This window comes from Streptomyces sp. PKA51 (genome assembly GCF_057552455.1).
The window spans coordinates 581,059-594,614 of sequence record NZ_BAAJPZ010000001.1 but is presented as its reverse complement, the minus strand read 5'-3'; the positions used below and the strand labels follow the sequence as shown (position 1 = coordinate 594,614).

Below are 13,556 nucleotides of genomic sequence, written 5' to 3'. Positions count from 1 at the left end.
AACCTTCCCTGTGAATAGTGAGGCCGGGTCAGCGGTCGTTCAGACGGCCGAGCTCGTTGTCGATGAAGGCGAAGATCTCGTCCTCGCTGGCGGCCCCGATGCGCTCGGCGACCTCGGCGGTGCCGGCGGCCTGCGTCTCGCCGCCGCCGCGCCACTTCTCCAGCATGGTCAGCAGCCGGTTGGCGACGGCGGACCTGGTCAGGTCGTCGGGCGCGCCGACGGCCAGGGCGGAGTCGAGGCGGTCGAGTTCGGCGAGCAGTACGGTGGTGGCGTCGCCGCCCTCCGCCGGTCCGCCGTCCACGAGCTGGGAGACGAGGTGGTCGGCGAGGGCGGGGAGCGTGGGGTAGTCGAAGACGAGGGTGGCGGGCAGGCGCAGGCCGGTGACGGCGGTCAGGCGGTTGCGCAGTTCGACGGCGGTCAGCGAGTCGAAGCCCAGGTCCTGGAAGCCGCGCCGGGCGTCGACGGCCTTGGCGGAGGCGTGCCCCAGCACCCCGGCCACCTCGGTGCGTACGAGGTCGAGGGCGAAGCGGGGACGTTCGGCCGCGCGCAGGTCGCGCAGGCGCCGGGCGAGGCCGGCCGCCGCTGCTGCGCCGCCCGCCGTCCGGGCGGCCGTGCGCCGGCCGCCCTTGACCAGGCCGCGCAGCAGCGGCGGCACGTCGCCGGCGCTGCGCCGCGCCCCGGCGGCCGGGCCGATGGGGACGAGGTACGGCTCGTCGGAACCGGTGGCCGCGTCGAACAGGGCCAGGCCCTGGGCGGCGGAGAGCGGGGGCACACCGGAAGCGGCAATGCGCTGCATGTCGGCGGCGGAGAGCATGCCTGTCATACCGTCGGCCTGCGCCCACGCACCCCACGCCAACGACTGACCCGGCAGACCCAGGTGGCGACGGTGCTGGGCGAGAGCATCGAGAAAGACATTGCCGGCCGCGTAATTCGCCTGCCCGGCACTGCCCATGACACCCGAGATCGACGAGTAGACGACGAAACCCGCCAGGTCCAAGCCCTGCGTGGCCTCGTGCAGATGCCAAGCCGCATCCACCTTCGGCCGCAGCACGGTCGCCAGCCGCTCAGGCGTCAGCGACGTGACCACGCCGTCATCCAACACACCCGCCGTGTGCACCACAGCCGTCAACGGATGCTGCTGCGGAATCGCCGCCACCAGCTCCCCGACCGCACGGCGGTCGGCCGTGTCACAAGCCACGACCGTGACACGGGCGCCCGATTCCTCAAGCGCGGTTCGCAACTGCGCCGCACCCGGTGCCTCCGGGCCGCGCCGGCTGACCAGCAGCAGGTGCCGCACCCCACGCTCGGCCACCAGATGCCGCGCCAACAACCCGCCCAGACCACCCGTACCACCAGTGATGAGCACCGTGCCGTCCGGATCCCACGCCGACGCGGCCGGGTTGTCGGCGGGCGTGGTGCGGGCCAGGCGCGGAAGGTGCAGGGTGCCGTTGCGTACGGCGAACTGCGTCTCGCCGGTGGACAGCAGGGCAGGGAGCTGCGGGAGTACGTCCTCGGGCCGGCCGGTGGCATCCAGGTCGAGCAGGACGAACCGGTCCGGGTGCTCCGACTGCGCCGAGCGCACCAGGCCCCACACCGCGGCGCCGGCCAGGCCCTCGCCGCCGCCGGAGACGGCGCCGCGGGTGACGAAGACCAGGCGCGAGGCGGCGAAGCGGTTGTCGGCGAGCCATTCCTGGACGAGGCCGAGGGTCCGGGCGGCGAGGTCGTGCACGGCGGACGGCACGGAGTCGCCCTCGGCGGCCACCGGTACGACGACCAGCTCGGAGCCGGCGGGGACGTCCGCGAGCGTCGGCACGTCGTCCGCGCCGAGGGTGGCCCAGTGCAGGTCCTCGGCGGGGGCCGTGGTCCCGGAGGCCGGGACCCAGTCCAGGCGCAGCAACGACCCGTCCTCGGCGTCCGTTTCCTGTGCGGAGGACTGCGGACGCAGGCGGAGCGACTCCGCCGAGAGTACGGGGGCTCCGGCAGCGTCCACCGCGACGAGCGCGAATGCGTCGCCGGACTGGCGGGTGAGGCGCGCTCGTACGGTGGCGGCGCCTGCGGCGTGCAGGCGCACCCCGGTCCAGGACCACGGTTCGGTGGCCGTGGTGCCGTCGGCGGGTTCGGCGGCCCGGGCCAGGGTCTCCAGCAGTTCGGGGTGGATGCCGAAGTACGCGGCGTCGGCGGCCGCCTCGTCGGTGAGGGCGGCTTCGACGAAGACCTCGTCGCCGCGGATCCAGGCCGAGCGCAGGGCGTCGAGGCCGGGAAGGAGGTCGCCGGGGTCGACGGCGGTGGCGTCGCGGGGCGGCCACTCGGACAGGCCCGGGTCTGCCTGTTCCGCAGCCTGCGGCGTGAGGACGGCCTCGGCGTGCCCGGTCCAGGGCAGGTCGGCGGGTGCGTCCTCCGGGCGGGAGAAGAAGCGTACGGTCCGCGCGCCCGCCTCGTCCGGCGCGTCGAGGCGTACCTGCAGGACGCGGGCGGTGTCGCCGGCGAGGACGAGGGGGGTGGTGACGGTGAGCTCGTCGATGCCCTCGCAGCCGGCCTCGTCCCCGGCGCGGACGGCCAGTTCGACGAAGGCGGAGGCCGGGAAGGCGCCGGTCGCCGCCGACAGCCGGCTGGTGAACACCACGCCGTGGGAGTCGGCGAGGTCCATGGCCGCGCCGAGCAGCGGGTGGCGTGCGGGGACCAGTCCCAGCGAGGCGGCGTCCGTGGCGCGGTGGGCGGGGCGGGGCCAGTAGCGCTCGTGCTGGAAGGGGTACGTGGGCAGGTCGACGCGCCGCGCGCCCGTACCGGCGTACCAGGCGGCCCAGTCGACGTCGACGCCGGAGACGTGGAGGCGGGCGAGGGCGGTGAGCAGGGCCGTCTCCTCGGGGCGATCCGTGCGCAGGGCGGGGACGACGACCGGGTTCTGCTCGGGGTCCAGGGTGTGCTGGGCGAGGGCGGTGAGGGTCGCGTCGGGGCCGAGCTCCAGGAAGACGGTGGCGCCTTCGGCGGCGAGGGTACGGACGCCGTCGGCGAAGCGGACGGTCTCGCGCACGTGCCGCACCCAGTAGTCCGCGGAACCGATGAGCTCCGCCGCAGCCACCTCACCCGTCACATTCGACACCACGGGAATCCGCGGCGCCGCGTAGGCCAGCCCCTCGGCCACCCGCCGGAACTCCTCCAGCATCGGCTCCATCAACGCCGAGTGGAAAGCGTGGCTGACGGACAGCCGCCGGGACTTCAGCCCCTCCGCGGCGCGCAGTACGGCTGCCTCGTCGCCGGAGAGCACCACCGACCGCGGCCCGTTGACGGCGGCGAGGGAGACGCCCTCGGTCAGCCGCTCCCGGACCTCCTCCTCGGACGCCTGCACGGCCACCATCGCACCACCGGACGGCAGCGCATCCATCAACCGCGCCCGCGCCGCGACGAGAACACACGCATCCTCCAGCGACAACACCCCCGCCACATGAGCAGCAGCAATCTCGCCCACCGAATGACCGGCCACGAAATCCGGGACCACACCCCACGACTCCACCAACCGGAACAACGCCACCTCGAAGGCGAACAGCGCGGGCTGGGTGAAGCGGGTCTCGTCGATTCCCTCCGCCTCGCCGGACATCACCTCGCGCAGCGACTGCCCGAGCTCGGCGTCCAGCAGGCCGGTGACCTCGTCCAGGGCCCGGGCGAAGGCGGGGTAGCGGACGTACAGCTCCCGGCCCATGCCCGCGCGCTGCGCGCCCTGACCGGAGAAGAGGAAGGCCACTGCGCCGGGGGCGTCCGTGGCGACGCCGCGCGCGACCTCCAGCGCTTCCTCCTCGTCCACGAGCAGCACGGCCCGGTGGTCGAGGACCGAGCGGCCGGCCGCCAGCGAGAAGCCGGCGTCCTGCCGCGCGAACCGCCCGGAGCCGGCCCATGCCCGTGCGCGCTCGACCTGTTCGGCCAGCGCCGCCTCGGACCTGGCCGACACGGCCCACGGCACGGGACCGCTCACGACAGTCGCCCCGGCCGGCGTCTCCACCGGCTCGGGCTGCTCCAGGATGACGTGGGCGTTCGTCCCGCTGATGCCGAAGGACGAGACGCCCGCCCGCCAGGGCCGGTCCACCTCGGGCCACGGGCGCGCCTCGGTCAGCACCTCCACGGCTCCGGCCGTCCAGTCCACGTGGGAGGACGGGGAATCGACGTGGAGCGTGCGCGGCAGGACACCTTCCTGCATCGCCAGCACCATCTTGATGACGCCCGCGACGCCTGCCGCGGCCTGGGTGTGGCCGATGTTGGACTTCACCGAGCCCAGCAGCAGCGGGCAGGCGGCCGGCCGGTCCTGACCGTAGGTGGCCAGCAGCGCCTGCGCCTCGATCGGGTCGCCCAGCTTCGTGCCCGTACCGTGCGCCTCGACGGCGTCGACGTCCGCGGTGGTGAGGCCGGCGGAGGCCAGGGCCTGGCGGATGACGCGCTGCTGGGAGGGGCCGTTGGGGGCGGTCAGGCCGTTGGAGGCACCGTCCTGGTTGACCGCACTTCCTCGCACGACCGCCAGCACGCGGTGGCCGTTCCTGCGGGCGTCCGACAGCCGCTCCAGCACCAGGATGCCGGCGCCCTCGGACCAGCCGGTGCCGTCGGCCGCATCCGCGAACGCCTTGCAGTGGCCGTCGGGCGCCAGCCCGCCCTGCCGGCTGAAGCCGGCGAAGGTCATCGGCGTGCTGAGCACGGTGACGCCGCCGGCCAGGGCCAGCGCGCTCTCGCCGCTGCGCAGGGACTGGGCGGCCAGGTGCAGGGCGACCAGGGAGGACGAGCAGGCCGTGTCGACCGTCACCGCCGGGCCCTCCAGCCCGAAGGTGTACGAGATGCGGCCGGAGAGGACGGAGGTGGCGAGGCCCGTGCTGGCGTGGCCCTCGACGTCCTCGCGGGAGTTCATCACCAGCGACGCGTAATCCTGGCCGGTCGTGCCGACGAAGACACCGGTCCGCGTGCCCCGCAGTGCGGTCGCGTCGATGCCCGCCCGCTCGAACGCCTCCCACGACGTCTCCAGCAGCAGCCGCTGCTGGGGGTCCATGGCGAGGGCCTCGCGGGGCGAGATGCCGAAGAAGGCGGCGTCGAAGTCGCCGACGCCGTCGAGAAATCCGCCCCGGCGGGTGGCGCTCACGCCGCGGTTGTCGGGGCCGGCGTCGAAGAGGGCCTTCAGGTCCCAGCCGCGGTCCGTGGGGAAGCCGGTGATGCCGTCGCGGCCTGCGGTGAGCATCTCCCACAGGTCGTCGGGGGTGCGCACGCCGCCGGGCAAGCGGCACGCCATGCCGACGACGACAACCGGGTCGTCGTCGGCTGCGGCGCCCGTGCGCCGGTCGTCGCGCTCGTCGCCCTGTTCGTCGAGGAGCAGCTCCACCAGGTGCGCGGCGAGGGCGGCGGGGGTGGGGTAGTCGTAGACGAGGGTGGCGGTCAGTCGCAGACCGGTGGCGGCGGTCAGGCGGTTGCGCAGCTCGACGGCGGTCAGCGAATCGACGCCGAGCTCGCGGAACTCGCGGTCGGCTCCGATGCCCCGCGCCGAGGCGTGGCCGAGCACCGCCGCGGCTTCGGTACGGACGAGGTCGGTGGCGTGCCGCAGGGCGTCGTCGGGGCCGAGTTCCAGCAGGCGCCGGCTGAGGGCCACGGCGGTGGCCCGGCCGCCGACGGCGGTCGCGGCCGTACGACGGCCGCCGCGCAGGAGGCCGCGCAGCAGCGGCGGGACGATGCCGGGCGCACGGCCGCCGCGGGGCGCGGGGCCGATGGGGACGAGGTACGGCTCGTCGGAACCGGTGGCCGCGTCGAACAGGGCCAGGCCCTGGGCGGCGGAGAGCGGGGGCACGCCGGAGGCGGCTATGCGCTGCATGTCCGCCTGCGACAGGGCCCCTGTCATACCGTCGGCCTGCGCCCACGCACCCCACGCCAACGACTGACCCGGCAGACCCAGGTGGCGACGGTGCTGGGCGAGAGCATCGAGAAAGACATTGCCGGCCGCGTAATTCGCCTGACCCGCACTGCCCATGACACCCGAGATCGACGAATAAACGACGAAACCCGCCAGGTCCAAGCCCCGGGTCGCCTCATGCAGATGCCAAGCCGCATCCACCTTCGGCCGCAGCACGGTCGCCAGCCGCTCAGGCGTCAGCGACGTGACCACACCGTCATCCAACACACCCGCCGTATGCACCACAGCCGTCAACGGATGCTCGGACGGGACAGCGGCGAGAACCTCTTCGAGCCGGGCACGGTCGGCCGTGTCACACGCCGCGACCGTGACCTCGGCCCCCAGAGCGACCAGCTCGTCCCGCAACTGCGCCGCACCCGGGGCATCCGGGCCGCGCCGGCTGACCAGCAGCAGATGCCGCATCCCACGCTCGGCCACCAAGTGCCGCGCCAGCAACCCGCCCAGACCACCCGTACCACCGGTAATGAGCACCGTGCCGTCCGGATCCCACGCCGACGCCGCCGGGCTGTCGGCGGGCGTGGTGCGCTGGAGGCGGGCGACGTGCACGCTGCCCTCGCGGACGACGAACTGCGCGTCGCCGGCGGCCAGCAGGCCCGGCAGCTGCGGCAGTACGTCCTCGGGCCGGCCGTTCTCGTCGAGGTCGAGCAGGACGAACCGGTCGGGGTGCTCCGACTGGGCGGACCGGACCAGGCCCCACACGGCCGCGGCCGCCAGCCCCTTGCCGGCGCCGGAGACGGCGCCACGGGTGACGAACACCAGGCGCGCGGTGGCGAACCGGTCCTCGGCCAGCCAACGCTGCACCAGGTGCAGGGTGCGGGCCGTCAGTTCGTGGACGGCCGCGGGGATCGCGTCCGGTGCGGCGTGCGGGACGGGGACCACGACCGTGTCCGTGTCCGCGTCGACGACCGCGCCGAGGTCCCAGTCGTCGTCCGGGAGTGTCGCGTACCGGGCGTCGTGCTGCGCGCCGGACGCCTCGGGTGCCGGTACCCATGCGAGTGCGAGCAGTGATCCTGCGGCGTCCGGCTGCTGTCCGGCGGCGTCCAGGTCGGCGCGGTCGCCCAGTGCGAGTGCGTCGGCGGAGAGGACGGGGGCGCCCTCGGCGTCGGCCACGGCGAGGGAGACGGTGGCCTCGCCGGTGCGGGTGGCGCGGATGCGGATCACGGAGGCGCCGGTGGCGTGCAGGGACACCCCGCTCCACCGGTGGATCGCGGGGGCGTCGGTGTCCTGGTGGGCGAGGGCGGCGGTGTGCGCGACGGCGTCCAGCAGGGCCGGGTGCAGTCCGTAGGCGGTGGCGTCGTCGGTGCCCGCCGGGAGGACGGCCTCGGCGAAGACGGTCCCGCCGCGCGTCCAGGCCGCCTGCAGCGTGCCGGACGGCGGGGGCGTGACGGCGGTGGCGTCCTGCGGCGGCCAGGTGGTGGCGCCGAAGTCGGTGACGCGCTCGCCCGTGGCCAGGACGCCGGTGGCGTGCTGTGTCCAGTTCTGGTCGGGGGCGTCGGCCTGCTGGGAGTGGACGGTGACCGGGCGGGCGCCGGTGGCGTCGGCGGCGCCGACCCACACCTGCAGCAGGACCGAGCCGTCGGCGGGGAGGCGGAGGGGGGCCTCGTGGCGGAGCTCGGTGACGCGGTCGCAGCCGACCTGGTCGCCGGCGCGCAGGACCAGTTCGAGGAACGCGGCTTCGGGCAGGACGCCGGCGCCCGCGAGCTGGGGGTGGGTGAGGGTGGACAGGCGGCTGGTGCACAGCACGCCGTCGAGGCCGGCGACGGCGACCGCGGCGCCGAGCAGCGGGTGCCCGGCGGGCGTGAGGCCGGCGGCGGAGACGTCGCCCGCCTGCGGTGTGGGCCTGGGCCAGTACCGCTGGTGCTGGAAGGGATAGGTGGGGACGTCCACGCGCCGGGCGCCGGTGCCGTCGAACCAGGCGGCCCAGTCGACGGCGGTGCCGGTGACGTGCAGCCGGGCGAGGGCGGTGAGCAGGGAGCGTTCCTCGGCGCGGTTCCTGCGCAGGGCGGGGACGCACAGTGCGGTGCGGTCGAGCGCGTCGAGGTTCTGCTGGGCCATGGCGGTCAGGACGCCGTCGGGGCCCAGTTCGAGGAAGACGGTGGCGCCTTCGGCGGCGAGGGTACGGACGCCGTCGGCGAAGCGGACGGTCTCGCGCACGTGCCGCACCCAGTACTCCGCGGAACCGATGAGCTCCGCCGCAGCCACCTCACCCGTCACGTTGGACACCACGGGAATCCGCGGCGCCGCGTAGGCCAGCCCCTCGGCCACCCGCCGGAACTCCTCCAGCATCGGCTCCATCAACGCCGAGTGGAAGGCGTGGCTCACCGCGAGCCGCTGGGTGCGCCGGCCCCGGGCGGCGAAGTGTTCGGCGATGCGCGGTACGGCCGTCTCGTCGCCGGCGACGACGACGGCGTCCGGCCCGTTGACGGCGGCGAGGGAGGCGCCCTCGGTCAGCCGCTCCCGGACCTCCTCCTCGGACGCCTGCACGGCCACCATCGCACCACCGGCCGGCAGCGCATCCATCAACCGGGCCCGCGCCGCGACGAGAACACACGCATCCTCCAGCGACAACACCCCCGCCACATGAGCAGCAGCGATCTCGCCCACCGAATGACCGGCCACGAAACCCGGGACCACACCCCACGACTCCACCAACCGGAACAACGCCACCTCGAAGGCGAACAGCGCGGGCTGGGCGTAGCCGGTGCGGTCGAGCAGGGTCGCGTCGCCGTCGGCCGCGAACATCACCTCGCGCAGGGGGCGGTCGAGCCGGGCGTCGAGCAGGCCGGTGACCTCGTCCAGGGCCCGGGCGAAGGCGGGGTAGCGGGCGTACAGTTCCCGGCCCATGCCCGCGCGCTGCGCGCCCTGACCGGTGAACAGCACGGCCAGCGGGCCGGCGGGCGAGGCCGCGCGGGCCCGGGCGGCCTCGGACAGGCTCCCGTCGGGGCCCGCGAGCAGGACGGCGCGGTGGTCGAGGAGCGAGCGGCCGGAGGCGAGCGAGTGGCCGACGTCGAGGGGGCGGGCCGGGCCGTCCGCGAGCGCGGTGACGCGCTCGACCTGGGCGTCGAGGGCCTGTTCGGTCTTGGCGGAGAGGATCCAGGGCACGATGCCGGGGACGGGGGCGGCCGGTTGCGGCTCCGGGGCGGGCTCGGCCTGTTCCAGGACGACGTGGGCGTTGGTGCCGCTGATGCCGAAGGACGAGACGCCCGCTCGGCGGGGGCGGCCGGCCTCGGGCCACGGCGTGGGCTCGGTCAGCAGTTCCACCGCTCCCCCGGTCCAGTCCACGTGGGTGGACGGGCGGTCGGCGTGCAGCGTACGGGGCAGGATGCCGTGCCGCATCGCCATGACCATCTTGATGACGCCGGCGACGCCGGCGGCGGCCTGGGTGTGGCCGATGTTGGACTTGATCGAGCCGAGGTGCAGCGGCCGGCCGGCCTCGCGGCCCTGCCCGTAGGTGGCCAGCAGGGCCCGGGCCTCGATGGGGTCGCCGAGCGGGGTGCCGGTGCCGTGGCCCTCGACGGCGTCGACGTCGGCGGGCGTCAGGCCGGCGTTGTGCAGGGCGCGCCGGATGACGCGCTGCTGGGCGGCGCCGCTGGGGGCGGTGAAGCCGTTGGAGGCGCCGTCCTGGCCCACGGCCGAGCCGCGGACGACGGCGAGGACGGGGTGGCCGTTGCGGCGGGCGTCGGAGAGGCGTTCGACGAGGAGGACGCCGACGCCCTCCGCCCAGCCGGTGCCGTCGGCGTCGTCGGAGTAGGCCTTGCAGCGGCCGTCGGCCGCGAGGCCGCCCTGGCGGCTGAACTCCATGAGGGAGCCGGGCGAGGACATGACGTTGACGCCGCCGACGAGGGCCAGGGAGCATTCGCCGGCCCGCAGGGCCTGCACGGCGGAGTGCAGGGCCACGAGCGAGGAGGAGCAGGCGGTGTCGACGGTGACGGCCGGGCCCTCCAGGCCCAGGGTGTAGGACAGGCGGCCGGAGGTGGCGCTGGCGGCGATGCCGGTACCGATGTCGCCGGTGGCGTCGGCCAGGGAGCGCACGAGCAGGTACGCGTAGTCCTGGCCGTTGGTGCCGACGAAGACACCGGTCTGGGTGCCGCGCAGGCCCGCCGGGTCGATGCCGGCGCGCTCGATCGCCTCCCAGGAGGTCTCCAGCAGCAGGCGCTGCTGGGGGTCCATGGTGACGGCCTCCCGCGGGGAGATGCCGAAGAACGCGGCGTCGAAGCCGGCGGCGTCGTCCAGGAATCCGCCTTCCTGGCTGACGCTGTTGCCGCGCTTGTCGACCCCGGCCTCCTTCAGGGCGGCCAGGTCCCAGCCGCGGTCGGTGGGGAAGCCGGAGACGGCGTCGGTGCCGGTGGCGACGAGGTCCCACAGGTCCTCGGGCGAGTTCACGCCGCCGGGGTAGCGGCAGCTCATGCCGATGACGGCGACGGGCTCGGTGGCGGCGGCGAGGAGCGTGCGGTTCTGCCGGCGCAGGTGCTCGGCCTCTTTGAGCGAGGCACGGAGAGCTTCGACAACTTTTTCGCTGGGCGTGGTCATGGTCCGCTCTTTCGACTCTCGCTCCGTCAGTCCCGCGTCTCGGGGGTGGTGCCGTCCATGGCCGCGCGCACCAGGGCGTCGACGTCCATGGCGTCGATCGACTCCTCGTACGCGCCGGTGGTGTGCTGCGCCGTGGTGTCCTCGCCCGAGGCCGCCAGGTCGGCGGCGAGCTTCATCAGGGGTTCGAGGACGCCCGCCTCCCTCAGCCGGGCGAGGGGGACGGAGGCGAGCAGGGCGCGCAGGCCGGCCTGGTCGAGGTCGGCGTCGGCGGCCGTCGTCGCCTCGTCCTCGCCGTCGGCGGGCAGGAGGAGCCGCAGGACGTGTTCGGCCAGGTCCACCGGGGTGGGGTGGTCGAAGACGAGCGTGGCGGCCAGCTCCAGGCCGGTGGCGGCGCCGAGCTGGTTGCGCAGCTCGACCGCGGCGAGGGAGTCGAAGCCGAGGTCGCGGAAGGCCCGGTCGGCCCCGACGGCGTCGGCGCCGGGGTGGCCCAGGACGGCCGCGGCCCGCTCGCGCACCAGCTGCAGGACCGTCTCGCCGCGGCGGGCGGCGGGCAGGTCCGTCAGGTGCCGGCGCAGGTCGTCGCCGCCGGCGGGGCCGCTCCCCGCGTCCGCCGGCTCCGGCGTGGCCGGGGCGAGGTCGGCGAGCAGCGGGCTGGGCCGTACGGAGGTGAAGGCGGCGGCGAACCGGGCGGGTTCGACGTCGGCGACGACCTGGACCGGCCGGGTGTCGGCGACCGCGTGGCGCAGGGCCTGTGCCGCGAGGGCGGGGTCCAGCGGCCGGACGCCGGTGCGGCGGGCCGCGGCGGCGGCCCGGGGGTCGGCGGCCATGCCGCCGCCGTCCCAGGCGCCCCAGGCGATGGCGGTGGCGGCCAGGCCGCGGGCGCGGCGGTGTTCGGCGAGGGCCTCCAGGACGGCGTTGGCGGCGGCGTAGCCGCCCTGGCCGGGGTTGCCGACGGTGGCGGAGGCCGACGAGAACAGGACGAAGGCCTGCAGGTCGTGTTCGCGCGTCAGGTCGTGCAGGGCGAGGGCGGAGGCGGCCTTGGCCCGGTGGACGGCGTCCAGGCGCTCGGGGGTCAGGCCGTCGACGACGCCGTCGTCGACGATGCCGGCGGTGTGCACGACGGCGGTCAGGGGCGCGTGGGCGGGGATGTCGGCCAGGAGGGCGGCGAGCGCCGCGCGGTCGGCGACGTCGCAGGCCGCGACGGTCACCTTGGCGCCGAGCTCCAGGAGTTCGGCGCGCAGGGCCTCGGCGCCGGGGGCGTCGGGGCCGCGGCGGCCGGCGAGGAGCAGGTGGGTTGCGCCGGCCCGGGCCAGGTCGCGGGCCACGTGGGCGCCGAGGGCCCCGGTGCCGCCGGTGACCAGGACGGTGCCGGTGGGCTGCCATGCGGGGCTCTCGTCGCCGGCGGGCAGGGGGGTCAGGCGCCGGCCGTGGGCGCCGGTGGGCCGGACGGCGATCTGGTCCTCGCCCGCGGGGTCGGCCAGGACGCCGGCGAAGCGGGCGGCGGTGCGCTCGTCGAGGGCGGCGGGCAGGTCGATCAGGCCGCCCCAGCGCCGGGGGTGTTCGAGGGCGGTGACCCGGCCCAGGCCCCAGACGGCCGCCTGGGCGGTGCCGGGGACGTCCTCGGACGGGGTGACGGCGACCGCGCCGCGGGTGACGCACCACAGCGGCGCGTCGATCCCGGCGTCGCCCAGGGCCTGGACGAGGGCGGCGGTCAGGGCCAGGCCCGCGGGGGCGGCGCCGTCGGCCGCCGGCCGGTCGGCGAGGGCGAGCAGCGAGACGACGCCGGTGAAGGTGCCGTGGGTGGCGGCGTGTTCGCGCAAGGAGGCGGCGAGTTCGGCGCGTCCGGTGCCGGCGGCCGCGCTCAGGCGTACGGCCGCGGCACCCAGGGGGCGCAGGGCGTCGGCGGCCCAGGGGGCGTCGGCGTGGTCGGCCGGGAGGACGGCGAGCCAGGTGCCGGCCGGGCGGGCGGGCCCGGTCGCCGGGAGCGGCTTCCAGGTGATCTGCTGCCGCCAGCCGTCGATCGTGGCCCGGTCGCTGCTGCGGCGGCGCCAGTCGGCGAGGGCGGGCAGGACCTTGGCGAGGGCCTCGCCGTCGACGTCGAGGGTGGATTCGAGGGCGGTGAGGTCCTGGTCGCGTACGGCGCTCCAGAAGCCCTCGTCCCGGCCGCCGGTGGCGGCGGGGGCGGGGGCGGGGGCGGGCCGGTGGTCGGGCCAGAACCGCTGGTGCCGGAAGGGGTAGGTGGGCAGGTCCACGCGGCGGGCGGCGGGGCCGGCCAGGGCCTCCCAGTCCAGGGGGGCGCCGTCGACGTGGAGCCGGGCGAGGGCGGTCATCAGGGACGTCTGCTCGTCGCGGTCCTTGCGCAGGACGGGGATCGCCGGTGCCGTCGAGCCGTCGGCGTCGAGGGTCTCCCGGGCGAGGGCGCACAGCACCCCGTCGGGGCCCAGTTCGGCGAACGCGCTCACGCCGCGGCCGGCGAGTGCGGCGATGCCGGCGCCGAAGCGGACGGCCTCGCGCACGTGGCGCACCCAGTACTCGGGGCTGCACAGCTCGTCCTCGCTCGCCACGTCGCCGGTGACGTTGGACACGACGGGGATCGTGGGGGCGGCGTAGGTCACGCCGGCGGCCACGCGCCGGAAGTCCTCGAGAATGGCGTCCATGTGCAGCGAGTGAAATGCATGGCTGACCCGCAAACGCCTAGTCTTGCGGCCGTCGGCGGCGAACGCCGCGGCGAGGGCGAGGACGGCGTCCTCGTCGCCGGAGACGACCACGGACTGCGGGCCGTTGACGGCGGCGATGTCCACGCCCTCGGTGAGGGCGGCGAGGACCTCGGCCTCGGTGGCCTGCAGGGCGGCCATGGCGCCGCCGGTGGGCAGCGCCCGCATCAGGCGGGCCCGGGCGGCGACGAGGCGGCAGGCGTCCGCCAAGGACAGCACGCCGGCGACGTGGGCGGCCGCGATCTCACCGATCGAGTGGCCGGCGACGAAGTCCGGGCGCAGCCCGGCGGACTCGGCGAGGCGGAAGAGGGCCACTTCGAGGGCGAACAGCGCGGGCTGGGTGTATCCGGTGTCGTCCAGCAGCGTCCCGGCCTCCGCAC

The 13,556-nt window shown here is 75.6% G+C and carries 2 protein-coding genes (1 of these 2 running past the window's edge); both read right to left on the bottom strand.

Features of this window, described 5'->3' with window-relative positions; all coding sequences use genetic code 11:
• Positions 1 to 28: 28 nt before the first annotated feature.
• Entirely contained in the window at positions 29 to 10,492 is a 10,464-nt protein-coding gene (locus tag AC27L3_RS02210; RefSeq protein ID WP_487232304.1) for an SDR family NAD(P)-dependent oxidoreductase, read from the bottom strand.
• Positions 10,489 to 13,556: the end of a type I polyketide synthase gene (locus AC27L3_RS02205; protein ID WP_487232245.1), read on the bottom strand. Its footprint extends 25,297 nt past the window's final position; the window shows 3,068 of its 28,365 coding nt (coding positions 25,298-28,365); its start codon lies beyond the right edge, outside the window; the stop codon is at positions 10,489 to 10,491. The genes AC27L3_RS02210 and AC27L3_RS02205 overlap by 4 nt, the downstream gene beginning before the upstream one ends.